This is a genomic window from Streptomyces aureus (genome assembly GCF_001418135.1).
Taxonomy (GTDB): domain Bacteria; phylum Actinomycetota; class Actinomycetes; order Streptomycetales; family Streptomycetaceae; genus Streptomyces; species Streptomyces aureus_A.
Genome location: NZ_LIPQ01000027.1, coordinates 15,087 through 37,275, shown reverse-complemented (window position 1 = coordinate 37,275; position 22,189 = coordinate 15,087). Strand labels below are relative to the sequence as shown.

Below are 22,189 nucleotides of genomic sequence, written 5' to 3'. Positions count from 1 at the left end.
GCTCAGCCGCGCCCGAGGATCCCCCGGTCGTACCCCGCGGCCACCGCGGACGCGCGGTCGTTCACGAGCAGCTTGGCGTAGATGTGGGTGAGGTGGGTCTTCACCGTGGCCTCGCTGATGAAGAGCTCCGCCGCGATCGCCCGGTTCGCCGTGCCCTTCGCGACGAGCGCGAGGATCTCGGCCTCGCGGGCGGAGAGCACCCGGTCGGTGACGGCGGGGGCGCGGACGGCCGTGACCAGACGCGAGGCGACGGCCGGGGAGAGGACGGTACGGCCCTCGGCGGCGGCCCGCACGGCGGCGAACAGCTCCTCCCGGGGCGCGTCCTTGAGGAGGTAGCCGGTGGCGCCCGCCTCGATCGCCGGGAGCGTGTCGGTGTCCGTGTCGTACGTGGTGAGGACGAGGACGCGGGAGCGGGCGCCGCGACGGGTGAGCTCGGCGATGGCGTCGACGCCGTTGCCGCCGGGCATGCGCAGGTCCATGAGGACGACGTCGGGGTCGAGTTCCAGGGCGAGTTCGACTCCCCGTACGCCGTCGGGGGCCTCGCCCAGGACGCGGAAGCCGGAGCCCTCGGCGGCGAACATGCCCCGCAGGCCGTCCCGTACGACGGGGTGGTCGTCGACGATCAGAAGCGTGATGTCAGTCATGGCGCGCCCAACGGTACGCGAGCGGAGATCGCCGTGCCCTCGCCCGGAGCGGTCTCCACGGCGACGGAGCCGGCGAGACGCTCGGCGCGGGCCCGCATGCCGTCGAGGCCGAACCCCCCGCCGTCGCCCCCGCGTTCGGGCCGCGCCAGCGGGTCGAAGCCCCGGCCGTCGTCCCGTACGTCCAGGGTGACTTCGTCGCCCATGTAGGAGAGGGTGACGCCGGCGCGGGCGGCCCCGGAGTGACGGGCCGCGTTGGACAGCGCCTCCTGGGCGATCCGCAGCAACGTGGCGGCCACCTCGTCGTGGAGCGGTTCCTCGGCCCCGGTCACGGTGAACCGGGCGTCGACGCCGGTGCGTTCGGCCCACTCGGCGACCGTCTTGCGCAGCGCCTCCGGAAGGGCGTCGTGCTCCAGGGCGGCCGGGCTCAGGTTCCGCACGGAGCGGCGGGCCTCGCCGAGGCTGTGCCGGGCGAGGTCGGCGGCCCGCCGCAGGTGCGCATCGGCGCGCTCGCGGTCGGGAGTGGCGTGCGCGGCCTGGAGCTGGGTGATGACCCCGGTGAGGCCCTGGGCGATGGTGTCGTGGATCTCGGCGGCGAGCCGCCGCCGCTCGTCGGCGATCCCGGCCTCGCGGGCCTGGAGGAGCAGCTGGGCCTGGAGTGCGGCGTTCTCGGCGAGGGCCTGTTCGAGGCGGCTGTTGGCACGGCCGAGTTCGGCGATGGTGGCGGCGCGCTCGGCGGCCTTCTCCGCGTCCTTGGTGGCGAGGTGCGAGAAGCCCATGGCGAGGCAGGCGTTCAGGGCGAACAGTCCGCCGAAGGCGAGCCACTGCGTGAGCGAGGCGGGCGGCAGCCCGCCGGACTGCGAGCCTGCCATGGTGACGGCGGTGGCGAGGAGCCCGGCGTGGGCGAGACGCCGGGGCAGCAGGTGGACGGCGTCGAAGTAGCCGACGCAGGCGTAGATCGCGAAGAACGGGTTGAGCCAGGTCAACGCGAAGGCGAGGGCGGTACGGAGGACGAAGTGGACGACGGAGGCGGGCCCCGGCGCCCCCGGCACGAGAACGGGTCCGCCGTCGGGCCGCTCGGGCCCCCACCCGGTGGCCGCGACCACCCGCCGGCAACGGCGGTCCCACAGCACGTGGAGGAGGAGCGCGGCCGCCACCAGGGCCATGGCCGTCACCCGCTCCGTACGGTCCATGAACACGTCGGCCGACGCCGCGGCGATCGCCGCGGCGACGCCGAGCAGTCCGTACGGCCCCCAGCGGAAGAACTGGCCCCAGCGCTCCTCGACGGTGGTGGGCACCCCGCCGCCCCCTCTCACTCCCAGCGGAACCAGCGCACCGAGGCGCCGGTCAGCACGGCCGTCCACAGGGCCAGCACCCCGAGCTCCGTCCATCCGGGCCAGCCGCCCGAGGCGGCCGCGTCGAGAGCCTGCGAGCCGGCGCCGAACGGACTGAGCCCGACGATCCGCTGCAGCGTATCCGGCATGGCCTGGACCGGCACCCAGACCCCGGCCGTGAACATGGCGGGGAAGGCGACGGCCGAGCCGACGGCGTAGGCGATGCCCTGGGTCCGGGAGACCGCGCACACGGTGGCGCCGAGGGCCAGACCGCTCGCCACGGTCAGCAGCAGGGCGAGGACGTATCCCACGAGGTTGCCCGGCAGGGCGACGCCGAAGGCGAGCCGCCCCACCGTGACCACCAGCACCGCGGAGACCAGGGTGGCCGCGGCGTACAGCGCGATCTGGGCGGCGAGCAGCGTCGCGGGCCGGACCGGGGTGGTGGACATGCGGCGCAGGATGCCTCGTTCGCGGTAGCCGGAGAGGACCGCGGGCATGGACTGGACCGCGGCCATGATGAGGGCGAAGAGAACGGAGACGGGGACGTAGAGGTCGATGACGCGACGACCGCCGAGGTCCGCGGAGGCCTCCCGGAAGGAAGGGATCAGGCCGAGGATCACGGTCAGCACCGTCGGTGAGGCCATCACCCAGAACAGGGCGCCGGGTTCGCGGGTGAAGAGGCGGATCTCGGTCCGCAGGACGGCCGCGGCAGGGCTGGTGGTGCTCATCGGAGTTCGGCTCCCGTCAGGTCGAGGTAGGCGTCGTCGAGGGTGGCGTCGGTGACCCGGAGCTGCCCGGCCGTGACGCCCCGGCGGGCGAGGAGGGAGACGAAGGCGGCGACGGTCTCCTCCGTGCCGCTGACGATCGTCCGGCCGTCCTTCGTCGCGACGGAGGCGGCCCCGGGCAGCGCCCGCAGCTCCGCGGGGTCGAGCGGGGTGTCCGCGGCGAAGGAGATCTCCTTGGCGGCGGCGGACCGGCCGATCAGCCCTTCCGGGGTGTCGAGCGCGGCGATCCGGCCTCGGTCGAGGACGGCGATCCGGTCGCAGAGGCGCTGCGCCTCCTCCATGAAGTGGGTGACGAGCAGGACGGTCACCCCGCTGTCCCTGATCGATTCGACGAGCTCCCAGGCCTCGCGGCGGGCCCGCGGGTCGAGGCCGGTGGTGAGCTCGTCGAGGACCACGACCCGGGGGTCGCCGAGGAGGGCGAGGGCGATGAAGACCCGCTGCTTCTGTCCGCCCGACAGCTTCCCGAACCGGGTCTTCAGGTGGGGCAGCAGCCCGAGCCGCTCGGCGAGCGCGTGCCGGTCGGCGGGCCGCTCGTAGAAGGAGGCGTACAGGTCGAGCGCCTCGCGGACGGTCAGTTTGGCCTGGAGCTCGCTCTCCTGCAGCTGGACCCCGAGGACCCCGGTGAGTTCGGTGCGCTGGGTCGTGGGGTCGTACCCGCAGACCCGCACCCGCCCCTCGTCGGGGGTCCGCAGCCCCTCGACGCACTCCACGGTGGTGGTCTTGCCGGCGCCGTTGGGGCCGAGGATCCCGAAGATCTCTCCCTCGCCGACGTCGAAGGAGACCCCGTCGACGACCTTCCGGCCGCCGTACGTCTTGTGCAGTCCCTGCACCTCGATCGCTGTCATGCCCCAAGGCTGTCGGCCGGGGCGCGGCACGGGTATCGGCCATCTCGCTCGTCCTGGCCATCAACCGATCGGTTGACGGCGGTACGACTCACGGCCGTCCGGGGCGTGCCCGCGCCTGGCCGGAAAACAGGATGAGACGTGTCAGTGGTGAACCGTAAGGTCGGACCTGATGCCCGAGAAACCTGTCGCCCCAGAGCCCCCCGCCCCCGATCCCCACGACGGCCACGACGGCCACGACCGGTCCGCGGTGCGGACGCTGCTCCGCCTCTGGCCGTACGTGCGGCCCGTGCGTACGCGGTTGTTCACGGCCGCGTTCGTCGCGATCGTCGCGTCCTGTCTCTCGCTCGTCATCCCGCTCGTCCTCAAGTGGCTGGTCGACGGGCCGGTCGCGGACCGGGACCCGGGCGGCGTGTGGCTGGGGGCGCTCTACCTCCTGCTGCTCGGCGTCGCCGAGGCGGTGCTCTTCGGGTACCGGCGGTGGCTGGTCGCCCGGCCCCTGTCGGGGGTGGAGGCACGGATGCGGGCCGATCTGTACGGCAGGCTCCAGCGGCTCCCGATCGCCTTCCACGACCGGTGGGCCTCGGGCCAGCTTCTCTCCCGCGGCACGACCGACCTCATGCTGGTCCGGATGTTCCTGGCCTTCCCGCTGACGTTCCTGCTGGTCAACGCCGTGACGATCCTCGCGGGTTACGTCCTGCTGCTCGCCCAGGACTGGTCCCTCGGGCTCGTCCTCCTCACCCCGGTCATCCCGCTCGTCATCGTCTGCTCGATCTTCGAGGGCCGGTACGGGGTGGTCGCGCGCCGCGCCCAGGACCAGGTGGGCGATCTGACGACGGTCGTCGAGGAGAGCGTCCTCGGCATCCGCATCGTCAAGGGCTTCGGCCGCCATCGCAGCCAGGCGACGGCCTTCCGGGAGCTCTCCGGCCGGCTGCGCGGCACCGAACTCGTCAAGGCCCGGCTGCTCGCGCTGATCTGGGCGGTCATCACCTTCGTGCCGGAACTGGCCATCGGTGCGGCCCTCGTCCTCGGCACGGTCCAGGTGGCGGACGGGGACCTGTCGGCGGGCACGCTCGTCGCGTTCCTGTCGACGGCCCTGGCGCTGCGCTGGCCGGTGGAGTCGATCGGCTTCCTGCTGGCGATGAGCCAGGAGGCGGCGACCGCGACGGAACGGTACTTCGAGGTGATGGACGCCGAGGAGGAGCCGGAGACCGGCCCGGCCACCGGGGGCACCCTGAGCACCCCGGCCGGCCCGGGCACGACGGCCGCTTCGGGCACGACGGCCGGCGGACCGGGTGGGGTGCGCTTCGAGGGCGTGTCGTTCCGCTACCCGGACGCCCCGGCGGACGCCCCGCCCGTCCTGGACGGCATCGACCTGCACATCCGCCCCGGCGAGACCCTGGCCCTGGTCGGCGGCACGGGCTCCGGCAAGACCACGCTCACCGCCCTCGTACCGAGGCTGCACGAGGCGTCGGGCGGCCGCATCCTCCTCGACGGCGAGGACATCGCCCTGATGGAGCGGGACCGGCTGCGGTCCCTGGTGTCGATGGCGTTCGAGGAGCCGACCCTCTTCTCCGCCAGCGTCGGGGAGAACGTCCTCATGGGCGCGGACGGAACGGCGGGCGAGCCGGAACTGCGCCGCGCCCTCGGCGTGGCGCAGGCCGACGGCTTCGTCGAGCGGCTGCCCGAGGGCGTCGCGACCCAGGTCGGTGAGCAGGGCCTGAGCCTGTCCGGCGGACAGCGCCAGCGGCTCGCCCTGGCGAGGGCGGTCGTCGGCCGCCCCCGCTTCCTGGTCCTGGACGATCCCCTGTCCGCACTCGACGTCCACACGGAGGCCCGCGTGGAGGCGGCCCTGCGGGAGGTCCTGCGGGACACCACGGCACTCGTGGTGGCGCACCGCCCGTCGACGGTGATGCTGGCCGACCGGGTGGCGCTGCTCTCCCGGGGCCGTATCGCGGCCGTGGGCACCCATCACGAACTGCTGCGGAGCAGCGCGGAGTACGCCTGGCTGATGTCCGGCGAAGGCGAGGGCGGAGCCCGATGACGGCACAGACGGATCAGCGGACCAGCGACCCCTTCGACCGCGACGACCTCCCGGCACCCCCCGGAGCGACGGGCGCCCTGCTCCGCTCGCTCCTCTCCGCCCACCGGGTACGGGTCACGGTCGCCGCCCTGGTGCTCCTCGTCAAGGAGGCCGCGGTCCAGGCCGGCCCCCTCCTCGTCGCGTACGCCATCGACGAGGGCGTCCCCGCCTTCCGCGCGGGCGACCACGGCCCCGTCCTCGCGGTGGCCCTCGGCTACCTCCTCTGCGCGGCGCTCTCGGGCGTCCTCCAGTACGTCTTCGTCCGCGGCGCGGCCCGCGTCAACCAGGACGTCCTGCTCGACCTGCGCGGCCGCATCTTCCGCCACTCGCAGATCCTGAGCGTCGACTTCCACGAGCGGTACACCTCGGGCCGGCTCATCTCCCGCTCCACCACCGACGTCGAATCCCTCCGGGAGCTCCTCTCGGAGGGGCTGCAGGAACTGATCGGCGTCGTTCTCTCCTTCGTCTCGATCTCGGCGATCCTCCTCTACCTCGACCTGGGCATCGGCGCGGTGGCGGTGGCGTCCTTCCTGCCCCTCTCCTTCCTGGTGCGCGTCTACCGGCGACGGGCCGGAGCGGTGTACGCCGAGCGGTCCACGGCCATCGCCGGAGTCATCGTGAAGTTCGCGGAGACGATGAACGGCATCCGTCCGGTACGGGCGTTCCGCCGGGAGCGGGTGAACGAGACCGAGTTCGCGGCGCTCAACCACCGGCACGAGCGCAGCAACGGCGACGCGCTCCTGGAGATGGCCCGCTACGTCGTGGGGTCGCGGCTCGTCGCCAACACGGCGGTCGCCGGCATGTGCCTCTGGGGCGCCTACCGGGTGGCCTCGGGCTCCCTCGAACTGGGCGTCCTGGCGGCGGCGGTCCTGTACATGCGGCGCCTGTACGACCCGATCGACCGGCTCGGCATGTTCCTCAACTCGTACGAGTCGGCGGCCGCGTCCCTCACCAAGATCGCGGGCCTCCTGGCGCAGGAGCCCGGAGTCCCGGAGGCGACGGCCCCCGCCACCCTGCCCGCCCGCACGGGCTCCCCGGGGCGCGAGGTCACCTTCGACAAGGTCCGGTTCGCCTACCGCACGGGCGGCGAGGTCCTCCCCGCCTTCGACCTGACCATCCCCGCCGGCCAGACGGTGGCGGTGGTGGGGGCGACGGGTGCGGGCAAGTCCACCCTGGCGAAACTCCTCGCCCGCTTCTACGACCCCACGGACGGCGCGGTGCGCCTGGACGGTGTGGACCTCCGCGACCTGACCACCCCGGACCTCCGCCGGGGCATCGTCATGGTCACCCAGGAGGCGTTCCTCTTCTCGGGAACGGTCGCCGAGAACATCGCGATCGGCCGGCCGGACGCGACCCGCGAGCAGATCGAGGACGCGGCCCGCGCGATCGGGGCCCACGACTTCATCAAGGGCCTCCCGGACGGCTACGACACGGACGTACGCAAACGGGGCGGCCGCATCTCGGCGGGCCAGCGCCAGCTGGTCGCCTTCGCCAGGGCGCTGCTCGCGGACCCGGCGGTACTGATCCTGGACGAGGCCACCAGCTCGCTGGACGTCCCGGGCGAACGGGCGGTGCAGCGGGCCATGGACACGGTCCTGGCGGGTCGCACCGCGGTCGTCATCGCCCACCGTCTGTCCACGGTCGAGGTCGCGGACCGGGTCCTGGTGATGGAGTCGGGCCGGATCGTCGAGGACGGCGCGCCCTCGGACCTGGTCACCGACGAGGGCCACTACGCGGGGCTGCACCAGGCTTGGCGGGAGAGTCTGGTGGGCTGAGGCTCGACCCCGTGGGGGTGCCGTGGGGGCCGTTCCGGGGGCCGCGTTCGGGACTGCGTGATTTACGGCGCCTCTGGCGCAGTATCCGCTGGACGCTCTTGTTGCGCCGCACATCACGCTTCACGTCCCGAACGCGGCCCCCTCCACGTCCCCCACTCCTGTTTCAGGGGCGTGTTTCAGCGTCGTGCCTTCCGCAGCAGGACGAGAGACAGCAGCCCTGCCCCGACCATCAGCACCGCCGCCCCCACGGCGACCGCTCCCATCGCCTCGACGAACGCGGTGCGGGCCGCTCCCATCACCTCGGGCCCTGCTGTCAGCGCACCGCCCAAGGTCTCCCGTGCCACCGTGGGTGCGTCCGCGGGCATCGCGCCGGTGTAGACCGCCGCCCCCAGGCTGCCCAGGAGCGCCATGCCGAGCGCTCCGCCCAGCTCGGCTCCCGACTCCAGGACGGCGGCGGCGGACCCCGCCCGCTCGGGCGGCGCGGCGCCCAGAGCCAGTTCGTTGGCCAGCGTCATCGCGGAGACGAGGCCGCCGGCGTAGACGGCACTGGCCGCGATGACCACCCACAGGGGCGTGGCGCGGTCGATGCCGGCCAGCCAGGTGAAGCCGGCGGCGGACACGAGGAACCCGCCGGCCATCACGTGGGCCCGGTCGGTCTTCCGGGCCAGCACCGCGGTCGCGGGTGCGGCGGCCAGCACGCCCGCGGTCGGCACGAGGCTCCAGAGCGCCGCCTCGAAGGGGCTCTGGCCCAGGACGGACTGCAGGTACTGGGTGAGGAAGACGGCGAAGCCGACCGTCGCCGTCATCGCGAGCAGGTTGGCGAGGACGGAACCTCCGTAGGCCCGGTTCCGCAGCAGGGCGAGGTCGACCATGGGGTGGGCGAGCCGTGCCTGGCGGCGGACGAACAGCAGACCGACGAGCAGCCCCACGGCCGCACCGCCCGCCGGAAGCGGCGCCCAGCCGTCCTCGGCCAGTTCCTTGACGCCGTGGATGAGCGGCAGCAGGGCGCCGAGCGAGAGGGCGGCGCTGAGGACGTCGAACCGTCCGGAGGCGGCCCCCTTGGACTCGGGCAGCAGCAGCGGCGCCAGGACGAGGAGCAGGGCCATGGCCGGCAGGTTGACGAGGAAGACGGACCCCCACCAGAAGTGCTCGACGAGCGCGCCGCTGACGACGGGCCCGAGGGCGATGCCACTCGCCATCACCGAGGTCCACAGGGTGATGGCCTTCGCGCGCTGGGCCGGGTCGGCGAACAGCACCCGGAGCAGGGCGAGCGTGGCGGGCATGAGGCAGGCTCCGCCGATGCCGAGCAGCGCGCGGGCGCCGATCAGGGCGCCGGGGGTGTGCGCGTACGCCGCGGCCACGGAGGCGAGGCCGAACAGCGCCGTGCCGCCGAGCAGGACCTTGCGTCGCCCGACGCGGTCGCCGAGCGCGCCCATGGTGATGAGGAGCCCGGCGAGGACGAAGCCGTAGATGTCGAGCATCCAGAGCTGTTCGGTGGCTCCGGGCCGCAGGTCGGCGCTGATGGAGGGGATGGCGAAGTAGAGGACGGACACGTCCATGGAGACGAGGAGCAGCGGCAGCATGAGGACGCCGAGGGCCGTCCATTCACGGCGGCCGGCGCGAGCGGGGCCGGGGCCGGCCGCGGGGTCCGACTGTGCGGTGAAGGTCATGGGGAGGAGGGAAGCAGCGGGGTGTGTACGTCGCCACTCCCGCCCTAGTGCACCTGGACTCTCTTTTACCAAAGGGCAGTTCAGGGGCTTGTACGGCTCTCTGGGCGCACTAGTACGCTCCTCGCATGACGACGCAACCGCCCTACCTCGCGATCGCCGCCGAGCTCCGTCGCCGTGTGCAGGTGGGCGAGTTGGGGCCGGGGGACAGGTTTCCGTCGACGCGGGCGATCACCCGCGAGTGGGGCGTGGCCATGGCGACGGCCACGAGGGCGCTCGCGGTCCTGCGTCAGGAGGGCCTGGCCCGGCCCGAGCCGGGGGTGGGCACGGTGGTCGTGCCGGCGGCGAAGGGCACCCGGGGCGAGGGCGGGGCGGTGGCTCCCCTCGCCCGCGAGGAGATCGTCGCCGCGGCCCTCGAACTCGCCGACACGGAGGGGCTGCACACCCTCACGATGCGCAGGGTGGCGACGAGGCTCGGCGTCTCGACGATGGCCCTGTACCGTCATGTCCCGGGCAAGCCGGAGCTGATCCGGCTGATGGCGGACGCGGCCTGCGGCGAGGTCCCGCTCGGTCCGGTGCCGGCCCACTGGCGGACGGGCCTGGAGCGGGGCGCGCGCTGGCTGCGTGACGTGTACGCCCGGCACCCGTGGCTGGCGCACGCGTTGGCCTCGTACACGCGGCCCGTGGCGACGCCGAACGCGATGGCGTACACGGAGTGGATGCTGCGGGCGATGAGGGGCACGCCACTCACCCACTCCCAGAAGCTCCACACCCATCTGATGCTCCTCGCCTACGTCCAGGGGCTGTCGATGGCGAACGATCTGGAGGAGCAGGCCCGACAGGATTCGGGCATTTCTGACGGCGAGTGGATGGAACAGAACGAGCCACGCTTCGACGCGATCCATTCGGGTGGCGCGTACCCGGAGTTGGCTTCGGTGACGAGCGGCGACGGGTTCGGTCTCGATCTGCGGACGCTCTTCGAATTCGGGCTCGGGCGAACATTGGACGGCATCGCGTCCTTGATCGATGAAACGTCCGGTTAACGAACACGGCCTTACGAGCAGCGAACGATTTCCGGCCAACTTGTCGACGCACTCCTGACAGGTCCTCGTCATTCCTGTCACTCTCTCCCCGGCTCTTCGCACCAGAGTTCGCCGCTTCACCCGAACGTGCTCCACAGCTCTGCTTGCTCCGCCCGGCCGGGCCGACCCAGTCCGCCGGTACCCCCCTCGCAAGAAGGAGTCTGCGTGAGATCCACGCCCAGCCGTCGCGCCACCGCGACCGGCGCTCTGATCGCTGCCGCCGCCATGCTCGCCGTGAGCGTCCAGACGGGTGCCGCCACCGCGGCGGACGCCCCCTGGAGCATCGCCCCGAAGGCCCAGCAGGGCACCTCGGCGAACCCCGGCAAGCTCCCGGCCGACCTCACCCCCGCCGAGCGCACCGCGCTCATCAAGGCGGCCGACGCCGACAAGGCCGCAACGGCCAAGGAGCTCGGCCTCGGCGCCCAGGAGAAGCTGGTCGTCCGTGACGTCGTGCAGGACCGCGACGGCACGACCCACACGCGTTACGAGCGCACCTACGCCGGCCTGCCCGTCCTGGGCGGCGACCTGATCGTCGCCGAGACCAAGGCCGGCGCGACCACCGGTGTCACCAAGTCCTCCCGGGCGGAGCTCAAGAACGTCGACCTCTCGGCCGCCGTCGCCCCGGCCGCCGCCGAGAAGCAGGCCCTCGGCCTCGCCCAGGCGGACGGCTCGAAGAAGACCGCCGCCGAGCGCGCCCCGCGCAAGGTCGTCTGGATGGCGCAGGGTTCGCCCGTCCTCGCGTACGAGACCGTCGTCGGCGGCCTCCAGCACGACGGCACCCCGAACGAGCTGCACGTCGTGACGGACGCCAAGAGCGGCGCGAAGCTGTACGAGTGGCAGGCCGTGCACACCGGCACGGGCAACACCCAGTACAGCGGCCAGGTGACCCTCGGCACCGCGCCCTCGTACACGCTCACCGACACGGGCCGCGGCAACCACAAGACGTACAACCTCAACCGGGGTACGTCCGGCACCGGCACGCTCTTCTCCGGCTCCGACGACATCTGGGGCGACGGCACCCCGCAGAACGCGGAGACCGCGGGCGCCGACGCGCACTACGGCGCCGCCCTCACCTGGGACTACTACAAGAACGTGCACGGCCGGTCCGGCATCCGCGGCGACGGCGCCGGCGCGTACTCCCGGGTCCACTACGGCAACGCCTACGTCAACGCCTTCTGGCAGGACTCCTGCTTCTGCATGACGTACGGCGACGGCGCGAACAACACCAAGCCGCTCACGTCCATCGACGTGGCCGCGCACGAGATGACGCACGGCCTCACGTCCGTCACCGCGGGCCTGGTCTACAGCGGTGAGTCCGGCGGCCTCAACGAGGCCACCTCGGACATCTTCGCGGCGGCCGTCGAGTTCTACGCCAACAACGCCCAGGACAAGGGCGACTACCTCGTCGGCGAGAAGATCGACATCCGCGGCAACGGCACCCCGCTGCGCTACATGGACAAGCCGAGCAAGGACGGCTCGTCCAAGGACGCGTGGTACTCGGGCATCGGCTCGATCGACGTCCACTACTCCTCGGGCCCGGCGAACCACTGGTACTACCTGCTCTCCGAGGGCAGCGGCGCCAAGACCGTCAACGGCGTGAACTACGACTCGCCGACCTCCGACGGCCTGCCCGTCACCGGCATCGGCCGTGACAAGGCCTCGCTGATCTGGTTCAAGGCGCTCACCACCAAGTTCAACTCGTCCACCAACTACGCCGGCGCCCGCACGGGCACCGTCGCGGTGGCCACCGAGCTGTACGGCGCCAACAGCCCCGAGGTCCTCGCGGTCCAGCACGCCTGGGCCGGCGTCAACGTCGGCACCCGCCCGGGTGGCGGCGAGCCGCAGCCCGGCAAGGTCTTCGAGAACGCCGCGGACGTCTCCATCCCGGACAACGGCGCCGCGGTGACCTCGACGGTCAACGTCACCGGCATCGCCGGCAACGCGCCCTCGACCCTCAAGGTGGACGTGGACATCGTCCACACCTACCGCGGTGACCTCGTCGTCGACCTGGTCGCCCCGGACGGCTCGGCCTACAGCCTGAGCAACCGCTCCGGCGGCAGCGCCGACAACATCGTCCAGACCTTCACCGTGAACGCCTCCTCGGAGGTCGCCAACGGTGCCTGGAAGCTCCGCGTCCAGGACAAGGCCTCGATCGACACCGGCTACATCAACAACTTCAAGCTGACCTTCCCGTAGGGCCAGTAGCACCACCCCGCATCACAAGTGCCGGACGCCCGGAGGGAATTCTCCCTCCGGGCGCCCGTGCGTTCATGACCGCATACCTGGACCGCTCAGTCCCACCAGAACTGCCAGTGCCCTGTACGGGTCTGGCGGTTCGCGTAGGAGATCGCGTCACGTCCGTCGGGACTGTAGGCGTACTGCTCGATGGCGGCCTCGGCCACAGCGACCGGCTCCTGCGGAGGCCGGGCGACATCGAGCATCAGCACCGAGTCGGCGAGGTAGCACAACTCGGCCCCGAACCGGTCGTGCCAGGCGTGCAGGAACGCCACGTGGTCCGACGGAAGCATCTCCCGCCCGTTCGGCCCATGACGCCAGTTGCGTCCGTTAGGACGTCCCGGCAGGAGGCCCGGCACGGCGTACCCGGTCGTGGATTCGACCAGACACAACCAGGACGGCCTGTAGTTACGCCGTCGGTCGGGCAGCCGGGGCTCCGGTGCGATGGCCCTGGCCAGCCGCTCCGGATCGAACTCGGCTCGCCACTCCTCCGCTTCCTCCTCGTCGGCGAAGCGGAGGCAGTCCGTCAGCGCCGCTTCCGTGATCTCGGCAAGAACCTCACGGGGTGCCGTGAAAGCCCGCTCGTCGAAGACGTACGGCTCCGAGGAGGGTGCGTCCACCAGGGCCGAGGGAGGCCGGGTGGACAGCACGGGGTGGAACCCCGTGCTGCCGCGCAGGGCCAGCAGCCGCCGCCACATGCCCGCGGCCTCCTCTTCGGGCACCGGACGCCCCAGCACACGGGCGCCTGAGGGCGCGACCGCCTCCTCGACGTCCGTGTACGCGACGGCGGATCCCACCGTCCGCAGGGTCTCCGCTACCTGGTCCCTGTCCATATCCCGCTTCCGTCGTCCTTTCCTACGATGCTACGGGAGGTGCTCGGTGAAGCCCCACCCGTCGCCGACGAACCGGATGCTGTTCAGCCGCAAAGGGGTGTTCGAGGTGAAGGCCGTCTTCTTGGCACTCGCGATGGCCGCGCGGGCGAGCCTCTCGTTCCCTTCCGGCAGATGGATGATCACGGCGTCGGCTCCCTGTTCGTCCGCACTGCGGATCTCACGAGCGATCGTCTTCGGCTTGTTGCTGTCCTGTTCCTTGAACTCGGTGCGGACGCCGTCCACCCAGGCATCGAAGCTCTTCTTGCCTTCGAGGGAACCAGGAGCACCGGTGTCCGAGCTGCGTGCGACAACTGTGCGTCCTTCCTTGGCCAGCATGAACGCGATCTCGAACTCCTCTTCCTCGAAGCCGAACTCGCCAGGCTTGTTCCCCGACAGCGCCGACTCGTCGATGCGTTCGAGCGTCTCCTTGACCATGCCTTCGAGGCCCCCGTACTCCAGGCCGAAGAGACTGGCGCCGTAGAGGTTCGCGTACCGGTTGAAGTTGCAGCCCGCCCTCTCGGGGCCTGGCGTCATTCGGCAGGCCAGCTTGTTGGCGTCATCGATTTCCTCGATGTACTTGCCGATGTAGAACTTGTGCTCCTCCATGATCTGGTGGAGCCGCTTCTCGCGCTGCTCCTTGGCCCGCTGCTTGTTCGTCGTGGCGACCCGGTTGTCCGAGTCCTGGTTCTGGTACGTGGTCGTCTTCGGTGCGGGCGAATTGCCGTGGCCCTTGGGCTTGTCGCTGACCTCCCAGCCGCCGCTCGTGAGCTTGCAGTCGACGAACAGACAGTCGTCCGGCTTCAGGCCGCTCGGGTCCGACAGCGACACCGGGTTGTTGTTGGAGTACGTGTACCCGTGCGTCTGCTGCGGGTCCGCCACGTCCATGATCGGGTCGACCGAGACGAAGCGGCCGATGGCCGGGTCGTACTCGCGGGCACCCAGGTGGGTCAGGCCCGTGTCGGCGTCCTTGGTGCCGCCGACGAATCCCTTGTCACCGCGCCAGGTCGCCGGCTGGACGCCGCGCGTCTCGCCGAAGAGGCCCGTCTTGCGCCGGACCACCGTCTGCGCGGCGTCGGCCGACACCTGGGTGGAGCCGGTGCCGTGGTGGTCGTTGAAGAGGAACGTCAGCTTGCCGCCGGTGCGCATGGCGACGGCCTGGCCGCCCACGGTGTAGTAGCGGGTTCCGGTGACGGTGCCGGTCGTCTTGTCGAGCTTGAGCTCGTTGCCGCCGGGCAGGTAGAGGGTGGTGCCGGTCGAGTCCGTGCGCAGCAGCCGGTTGCCCTCGGTGTCGTAGACGTAGCCGCTGGTCTTGGTGCCCTGGACGACCGACGCGAGCCGGCCCTCGTCGTTCCAGACCAGGGTCTGCTGCGCGGCCGCTCCGATCTTGCGGGTCTCGGTGTTGCCCGACGCGTCGTAGGTGAACAGCTCCTCGTGCGGGTCGGTGCCGGTCTGGGTGACCTTGGGCAGGTTGTGCTTGCCGGCTGGCGGGGCCGCGTAGGTGCGGAGGGTGTCAGCGGTCGGGCCGGAGGCCGTCCTGTGGTCGGTCTCGGTCTTGCGGTTGCCGACGGCGTCGTAGGTGTACGACGTCCAGTAGGCGTCCTGGCCTCCGACGACCGCGGTCGAGGGCGCCGCGGCGCAGGCCTCACCGGTGTTGGTCCACGCCTCGGTGACACGGCGCAGGGCGTCCATCCGGAAGCACTGGGTGTCGGTGGTGCGTCCGGCGTCCTGGCCGAAGGCCGAGGCGATGGAGGTGATGTTGCCGGACGGGTCGTACGAGTACTTCACGTCCTCGATGCGCTGGGGCGCCACCTCCCGGTCCAGGTAGGAGCGGGTGAGCTGTCCGGTGTGCTCGTCGTACTGCCGGGACACCCACAGGTGCTGGGCGAAGGCCCCGTACTCCTGCTTGACGTTCCGGCCGTAGTGGTCGTAGGTGTTCGCGGAGATGAGCGCGTCGCTGCCGGCGCCGACGGTGTTCAGCAGTCCGGCGCCCGCCGTGTAGCTGTTGGCCAGCTTCTCCGCCGGCAGCCCGCCGGCGGCCGGCTGCATCACCCACATCACCTGGCCGGTGTTGGCGTTGTACGAGTTGGTCCACTTGTACGTGCCCGCCAGTGCCGTCTGGCCGGTGACGGACGGGATGGTCACCTGCTGGAGGACCGGCTGGTAGAAGGCGTTGTACGCGGTGGTGGCGGACTCGTACGCCTGGCCGTTCACCCAGCGGACCGACTTGGCGGGCTGCCCCTTGCCGTTGGTGGCCGTGTCGTAGGTCCACTCCGCGAGCGTGGTCGTGCCCTTCTTGAGGGCGGTCTTGCGACCCAGCGCGTCGAAGTCGGTGTGCAGGGTGATCCCGCGGCCGACCTCGGTCACGTCGGTGACCCGGTTCGCGGCGTCGTAGGTGAACTTGGAGGTGCCCTTGTCGGGGTCGTTGATCTCGGTCTCGCGGCCGCGGACGTCGTACTTGTACGTCCACGAGGCACCGGAGGGGTCGGCCACCGCGCTCAGCCGGCCCTGCTTGTCGTAGGTGTACCGGGTGGTCTCCGACGCGGTGCGGTCCGCCGTGGTGTACGAGACGAGGGCGGTGGGACGTCCGATGCCGTCGACGACCTTGGTGGTGGCGATGCCGCCCTGCGGGGGGATCACCGTGGTGCTGTCGCCGTTGTGGACCGTGGTCGTGCGCTTGGTCTCGTCACCGAAGCGCTTCGAGATCACGGCGGTGACGCGGCCCGCGCCGTCGTACTCGGTGTCCGTGGACGCCGGGTAGTTCAGGTCCTGGCCGGTGACGAGGGCGGGCTCGGCCGCGCCGGTCGCGAAGAACCGGCCGGAGTCGCGCCAGACCTGTCCGCGGGTGTCGTAGAACTTCTCGGTCACGAGCCGGCCGGCGCCGTCCGGCGACGGCTCCTGCGACTGCCGTTCGCGCAGCAGGCCGTCCTGGAAGGCGTACGCCGTGCGGTAGGTCGAGTCGTGGCCGAGGACCTTCGTCGTGGTGACGATGGGCCCGTCCTTGCGGACCAGGTAGTCGAAGACGTAGTTCGGCGAGTCGGGGTACGTGACCGCCGAGCGGGTCGGCTGCCACACCTTGGAGACGCGGCCCAGCGGGTCGTACGCGGTCGTCGTCACCCTGTTGTTGGCGTCGGTGACCTGGGTCGGCTGGCTGCGCAGCGGGTCGTAGACGGTGGTGGTCACGTGGCCGAGCGGGTTCGTCTCCACCATGCCGGTGGGTGCCTCGCCGGCGGCCGGCGTGAACGACGTGGTGGTCACCTTGCCGAACGGGTCCGCGACGGACAGGGACCGGCCGTAGACGTCGACGCAGGCCTGGTCACGGCTGGTCCCGCAGTCCTTCGGGATCGAGGACTGGACGTCGTAGCCGTCGCCCTTGCCGTTGATCTTCTCGGTGCGGGTGAGGAAGCCGGAGCCCGGGACGGTGCCGAAGGTGCCGTGGTCGTAGTAGTTGCGGACGTCGTCGATGACGTCGCCCGGGCGGCTGACGGTGCCGCCGCAAGGGACGGAGACGCTTTCGACGCGGCTGACCGGGTCCAGGATGTGGGCCGCGGTGTTGCGGGCGTAGCTCGTCGTCGTGCACTGCTCGTCGCCGGGTACGTCGATGTCACCGGTGTACGACTCGGTGGTGAGCATGCCGTAGGCGTCGAAGCCGCGGGTCCGCTCCGTGGTGCGGACACCGCCGGTGACGGTGGTGCGGGTGATGTCCTTCTGGACGTTCGTCTTGTACGACACGAGCGCCGGCAGACCGGGCCGGACGCGGGTGGCGACCGCGGCGGAGCGCCACGGGATGTACGAGGTCGAGGTGACGAGCTTCGACGTGTCGTCGCCGTTGTACGTCAGGCTCTGCCGGACCATGCCCGCGAACTCGGGACGGTCGGTGACGGAGTCGTTGAAGGAGTCCACGACCGCCTGGCCGTCGCGGCCGCGGAAGTAGCGGGTCTCGGTCAGGGTGCGGGGGTCGTCGGCGGCACCCGTACGGGTCTGGACCCGCTCGTAGCCACGGACGATCGAGTGCACCCGGTCCTCGGCCTTGGTGAACTCGTCCTCGTTCTTGGCGTAGGCGGCCCCGCCGAGGTAGCTGTACGAGGTCACCTGGTCCGGGGACTCGACCAGGTTGTCGCCCTCGACGACACGGGTGACGACGTACGAGTTGAACCAGTCGAGCTGGGCGACATCACCTTCCCAGGCCCATTTGACGGGGTAGCAGCGGGTGGTGTTGGTCGCGTCCGGCTGCGGCAGGGTCGCCGGGGTGCAGTCCTCCGGGGAGTAGTAGACCCCGATGGTGCCGCCGGTCTCGGTGTTGATCTGCGACATGCGCAGCCTGACGTAGGGCGCGAGGCCGTCACCCGTCCTGTCGACGCGGTTGGCCTTCTGCTCACCGAGGAAGGTGACCGCCGGCAACCCGAGGGTGCCGCCGGCCTTGCCGGTGCGCTGGATGGACTTCAGCCACATCGGCGTGGAGATGCCGTCACCGGAGGGCGGGAAGTTCTGGTCCAGCGTCCAGGTGTCGACCTCCTTGAGCGCACCGCCGGTGCGCAGCTTGGTGGTGATGCCGGTCAGGCGCTTGCGGGACCAGAAGCTCGGCGAGTACTGGCTCTTGCACTCGGTGGCCCCGTCCTTGCAGTACAGGTCGTAGGGGACGTCCGGCCAGTTCTTGGCGTTCGTCTCGTCGAAGGTGCCGCAGCCGGTGATGCACCGCTCGTCCACGGCGAACTGCACCTGGCCCATGGGCTTGCCGTCGTAGACGGCGTCGTCGCGCAGGCCGTAGTCGATCCGGTCGAGCCAGCCGCCCCGGATGTAGGGCGTGACGGTGGCCTTGCCCGTGGTCTCCGAGACGTTGCGGCCGTAGTTGTTGGCCTCGGTCTTCCAGTAGTACGCCATCGCGTTGCCGCGCGGGTCGACCACGTAGTCGAGCTGCCAGCGCCACGCCTGCTTGCACGAGGCGTCGGCGAAGGCGGCGTCGTAGCAGGGCTCGCCCGCGTGGTTGCCGAAGACGGGGACGGTCCAGGTGGAGTTGGTCACCGGGTCGTCGTCTTCGGGCGTGATGGTGCCGCCGTCGCTCCACCCGGGCAGCCGGTTCCGGCCGAAGAAGTACTGGGTTCCGTCGGTGCCGGTGACCTTCCAGTGCTCGCCCTTGCCGTCGACGCCGTCGGTGCCGCCGTCGCCGTTCGCGGCGCCGGTCAGCTTCTCGACGTCCTCACCGGCGTCGCCCTGCGGGTGCCAGCCCTTGCCCGCCTCGAAGACGAGCTCGGTGGTGCGACCGTTCAGCGACAGCGTCGCGTTGTCGTTGAACCAGCACAGGTCGCCCACCTTGGTGGTGTTCGTCCCGCCGGTCTTGTCGTCGTCGCACGACGTGTACTTGCGCTCGATGAAGCCGGGTTCCCAGTCCCAGCCGTCGCCGATCCAGGACGCCTGGGAGTTGGTGGCTCCTGTGCGGCCGTCGACCGCCTGGGAGTTGTAGCCCAGGCTGATGTTCGGAGCGGCGCCGCCCGGGACGCCGGGGACCTCGATCGGGTAGGTCCAGGTGAAGGCGCCGGTCGCTCCGCCCGCGCTCCAGTTCCCCGAGGACTGCAGGGACGTCGCCTTGAACGTGCCGGTCGGTCCGCCGTCGGTGGCCGTCGCCGCCAGGACCATGGGTGCCCCGGCCAGCGAGACGACGGCGGACAGTGTGCCCGTCGTCGGATCGTTCTCCGTCTTCAGCGGCTTCCGTGTGCCGCACGCGGGCTTCTCCGGCGTGGTCAGGGCACAGGCCGGAAGCTCCACCAGACGGAGCCGCCCGGCCCAGTCGCCGCCGTACGCGCCGCGGAAGGAGTCGTAGGCGACCTCGATCCGCGTCGGGTCGGCCGCGGCGCCCTTGGCGCCGGTCCGGACGACGGACAGCACGATGCCCTCGATGCCCGCCTCGTGGGCGGCCCGGCGGTCGCCGAGTGTCACCCGGACATCGCCGGTGGCGGTGGCGGGACGGGCCGCCGCCGCGGCCTCGCCGGCCTTGGTCCTCGGCCGCGGGGCGGCGGACTCCACCCGGACCGGGAGCGATCCGGCCCGACCTCCCCGCGCCAGCGGGACCGAGCCTGTTCCGGCCGTGGGCCACGTGGCCTTCGGCCTCAGGTTTCCGGCAGCCGCGTCAGGGCGCTTCTCGCCGCCCGACCGCATCTCCGTCACGGGAACGGCCTTCGGCTGCCGTACCTCCGGCAGCGACGGTCCCCCCTCTGCCGCGACGGCCACCGTCGGCAGCACACCGCCGAGGACCGCCGCGGCCAATGCCACCGCCAGCCCTCTCGAACCTCTGCGTTTCAACACCCACCCCTAGGTAAATTCGTATGGAATTTTTCCGGGTCAGGCTAGCAGCCGCCCGAATTCCGTTCCGCACCCGCAGGACCGGCACTCAAGATGTGAAATCAAGGCAAAGTTGATCTCCGATCAAGAAATCGGACGAACCACCCATCGCACGCAAAGGTGCCTGTTCAGGCGTGGGTTGACCTGCCGTCCCACGTCGACCTCGCCAGCCGGATGCGGTCGACGGTGCATCACTCACAAAGGATTCGGAAATCACCCCCGGCAACAGAATGAGAAAAGGGAACCGGAACCGCGGGCATTCAAGAACGGAAAGAAATCCGAAGGGTTTTCACCCGCGGCACGGCAAATGACTCGGGATACCCTTGCCGCATGATCAAGGTGCTGCTGGCCGACGACGAGACGATGATCAGGGCCGGGGTAAGGGCCATCCTCGCCACCGACCCCGGGATCGAGGTGGTCGCCGAGGCCGGCGACGGCCACGAGGCCGTCGAGCTCGCCCGCGAGCACCGCCCCGACGTCGTCCTCCTGGACATCCGGATGCCCCGGCTCGACGGACTCGGCGCGGCCGAGGAACTGCGCGGGGCCGTCCCGGGCGCGGCCGTCGTCATGCTCACCACCTTCTCCGAGGACGCGTACATCGCGCGGGCCCTCGGCAGCGGCGTCAGCGGCTTCCTGCTCAAGTCCGGGGACCCGCGCGAACTGATCGCCGGGGTCAGGGCCGTGGCCGGCGGCGGCGCCGCCCTCTCCCCCACCGTCGCCCGCCGGGTCATCGACACCCTCGGCGGCCAGCGCCTCACCCGCGCGGCCGCTGCGCGCGCCCGCCTCGACCAGCTCACCGGCCGGGAGCGGGAGGTCGTCGCCCTGCTCGGCGCCGGGCTCTCCAACCAGGAGATCGCGGACCGCATGTACGTCGTCGAGGGCACCGTCAAGGCCCATGTCAGCGCGGTCCTCGGCCGGCTGGGCCTGCGCAACCGGGTCCAGCTCGCGGTCCTCGCGTACGAGGCGGGCCTGGTGACCGATGCGTGAGGCACCGAGCGCGGTCCGCGAGCGCCTCTTCGACCTCCTCCTGTGGCTGCTGCTCTGCGTCCCCGTCCTGCTGAGGTCGGACCCGAACGACGGCGGCAGCTGGACCCGGGTCGCCGTGGGCGTGGTGGTCCTCGCGGGCTGCGTCGCGGTCAGCCGGAGGTGGCCGCTGGTGTCGCTCGCGGCCACGGTCGCGGCGAGCCTGCCGGCCACACTGGAGCTGTTCACCCCCTCGTACAGCCTGGCCCTGGTCGCCTTCGGCTACCTCGCGGGGCGGCGCCAGGACCACACCCGGGCCGCGCTCTGGCTGTTCGGCGCGATCGCGGCCACCGGTCTCGTCCTCACCTGGGTCACCCGGACCTCGCTCGGCCAGTGGTTCACGCTGCTGCTCGCGCTCGCCCTCGCCGTCGTCGCGCCCTGGCTGATCGGCCGGTACGTGCGCCAGTACGACCGCCTCGTGCGGAGCGGCTGGCAGCTGGCGGACCGGATGGAACGCGAGCAGGCGGCGGTCGCCGACCGGGAGCGGCTGCGGGAGCGGTCCCGGATCGCGGGTGACATGCACGACTCGCTCGGCCACGACCTGGCCCTGATCGCGATCCGCGCGGGCGCCCTGGAGGTCTCCCCGGAGCTCGGCCCCGACCAGCAGCGGGCGGCGGGCGAGCTGCGTCGCGCGGCGGCGGACGCGACGGCCCGGCTGCGCGACATCATCGGCGTCCTGCGCGAGGGGGACGAAGCGGCGCCGACGAGCCCGGCCGGCGAGACGGTCGAGGAACTGGCGGCCCGCGCCCGCGCGTCGGGGCTCACGGTCACCCTCGCCGCGACGCCGGTGCCCACGCTGCCGGGCATGTCGGGGATGGCCCTGCACCGGGTCGTGCAGGAAGGCCTCACCAACGCTGCCAAGCACGCGCCCGGCGCGGCGGTCTCGATCGCCGTCACCCCGGAGGACGACGAGGCGGCGACGGTACGGGTCGAGGTGGTCAGCGGTCCCGGCACGGGCGGGCCCTCCCCCGGGTCCGGCTCCGGTGGCACCGGCCTCGTCGGCCTCGGCGAACGCGTCCGCCTCGCCGGCGGCACCCTGACCCACCGCGCCACCGGGGACGGCGGCTTCGCCCTGACCGCCGTGCTGCCCCGCACGGCCCCCGCGCCACTGCCCGCCGCCCCCACCTCGGCCAGGGAGCTGGACCGGGCGCGCCGCGAGGTCCGCAAGGGTCTGGCGCGGGCGATCTGGATCCCGCTCGCGCTCCTCGCCGCACTCGGCGCGCTGATGCTGGGGGTCGCCGCGTGGACGCAGGCCCAGTCGTACCTGGAGCCGGACGACTACGCGAGGATCAGGATCGGTCAGACCCCCGCGCAGCTCGACGAGACCGTCGACGACTGGCCCGAGCATCCGCTGGACGGCGCACCGCGGATGGCTCCGCCGGAGCCGCCCGGGATGGACGAGTGCCGGTACTACCGCTCGACGATGCTGGCCGCCGTGCCGGTGTACCGGCTGTGCTTCGTCGGCGGGCACCTCGCCGACAAGGCGGAGGTGCCCTAGGGGGCGGGGCGCGGTCACG

The 22,189-nt window shown here is 71.6% G+C and carries 13 protein-coding genes; 6 read left to right on the top strand and 7 right to left on the bottom strand.

What is annotated here, in order from left to right; all coding sequences use genetic code 11:
* Positions 1-2: 2 nt before the first annotated feature.
* From AOK00_RS03205 to AOK00_RS03190, 4 genes are read right to left on the bottom strand one after another with little or no spacing between them, the layout of a single operon-like run.
* Positions 3-644: a response regulator gene (locus AOK00_RS03205; RefSeq protein WP_055598797.1), complete on the bottom strand. Its 642-nt coding sequence runs from the start codon at positions 642-644 to the stop codon at positions 3-5.
* On the bottom strand, positions 641-1,939 hold the full coding sequence (locus AOK00_RS03200) for a sensor histidine kinase (RefSeq protein WP_254047222.1): 1,299 nt from the start codon (positions 1,937-1,939) through the stop codon (positions 641-643). The genes AOK00_RS03205 and AOK00_RS03200 overlap by 4 nt, the downstream gene beginning before the upstream one ends.
* 14 nt (positions 1,940-1,953) lie before the next feature.
* A complete protein-coding gene (locus AOK00_RS03195) occupies positions 1,954-2,703 on the bottom strand; it encodes an ABC transporter permease (protein ID WP_055598796.1) in 750 nt (249 codons plus the stop codon).
* The gene (locus AOK00_RS03190) at positions 2,700-3,605 is read right to left on the bottom strand and encodes an ABC transporter ATP-binding protein (RefSeq protein WP_055598795.1); all 906 of its coding nucleotides are present in this window, start codon (positions 3,603-3,605) and stop codon (positions 2,700-2,702) included. Before AOK00_RS03190 ends, AOK00_RS03195 begins: the two co-directional genes overlap by 4 nt.
* 169 nt (positions 3,606-3,774) lie before the next feature.
* Between AOK00_RS03190 and AOK00_RS03185 the strand changes: the two genes are divergently transcribed.
* The gene (locus AOK00_RS03185) at positions 3,775-5,646 is read left to right on the top strand and encodes an ABC transporter ATP-binding protein (RefSeq protein ID WP_437441381.1); all 1,872 of its coding nucleotides are present in this window, start codon (positions 3,775-3,777) and stop codon (positions 5,644-5,646) included.
* On the top strand, positions 5,643-7,460 hold the full coding sequence (locus AOK00_RS03180) for an ABC transporter ATP-binding protein (protein WP_055598794.1): 1,818 nt from the start codon (positions 5,643-5,645) through the stop codon (positions 7,458-7,460). The genes AOK00_RS03185 and AOK00_RS03180 overlap by 4 nt, the downstream gene beginning before the upstream one ends.
* 176 nt (positions 7,461-7,636) lie before the next feature.
* Here AOK00_RS03180 and AOK00_RS03175 read toward each other — a convergent pair whose 3' ends face one another.
* A complete protein-coding gene (locus AOK00_RS03175) occupies positions 7,637-9,130 on the bottom strand; it encodes an MFS transporter (RefSeq protein WP_055598793.1) in 1,494 nt (497 codons plus the stop codon).
* A gap of 125 nt (positions 9,131-9,255) precedes the next feature.
* Here AOK00_RS03175 and AOK00_RS03170 point away from each other — a divergent pair, with 125 nt between their 5' ends.
* Both AOK00_RS03170 and AOK00_RS03165 read left to right on the top strand, forming a co-directional pair.
* Positions 9,256-10,170, top strand: a complete 915-nt coding sequence (locus AOK00_RS03170; protein WP_055598792.1) for a TetR/AcrR family transcriptional regulator C-terminal domain-containing protein — start codon at positions 9,256-9,258, stop codon at positions 10,168-10,170.
* A gap of 204 nt (positions 10,171-10,374) precedes the next feature.
* Positions 10,375-12,405, top strand: a complete 2,031-nt coding sequence (locus AOK00_RS03165; RefSeq protein ID WP_055598791.1) for a M4 family metallopeptidase — start codon at positions 10,375-10,377, stop codon at positions 12,403-12,405.
* Between the two features lie 95 nt (positions 12,406-12,500).
* Here the strand turns inward: AOK00_RS03165 and AOK00_RS03160 are convergent, their stop codons facing one another.
* Both AOK00_RS03160 and AOK00_RS03155 read right to left on the bottom strand, forming a co-directional pair.
* Positions 12,501-13,277 carry a DUF4253 domain-containing protein gene (locus AOK00_RS03160; RefSeq protein WP_055598790.1) on the bottom strand — a complete coding sequence of 259 codons (777 nt, stop codon included), beginning with the start codon at positions 13,275-13,277 and terminating at the stop codon, positions 12,501-12,503.
* A gap of 30 nt (positions 13,278-13,307) precedes the next feature.
* Entirely contained in the window at positions 13,308-19,580 is a 6,273-nt protein-coding gene (locus AOK00_RS03155) for an RHS repeat-associated core domain-containing protein (RefSeq protein ID WP_254047221.1), read from the bottom strand.
* A gap of 399 nt (positions 19,581-19,979) precedes the next feature.
* On the opposite strand from AOK00_RS03155, the gene AOK00_RS03150 reads away from it, so the two are divergent.
* Together AOK00_RS03150 and AOK00_RS03145 are read left to right on the top strand one after the other, a co-directional pair.
* On the top strand, positions 19,980-20,636 hold the full coding sequence (locus AOK00_RS03150; RefSeq protein WP_055598788.1) for a response regulator: 657 nt from the start codon (positions 19,980-19,982) through the stop codon (positions 20,634-20,636).
* Positions 20,629-22,170, top strand: a complete 1,542-nt coding sequence (locus tag AOK00_RS03145; protein ID WP_055598787.1) for a sensor histidine kinase — start codon at positions 20,629-20,631, stop codon at positions 22,168-22,170. The genes AOK00_RS03150 and AOK00_RS03145 overlap by 8 nt, the downstream gene beginning before the upstream one ends.
* The last annotated feature ends 19 nt before the right edge of the window (positions 22,171-22,189 follow it).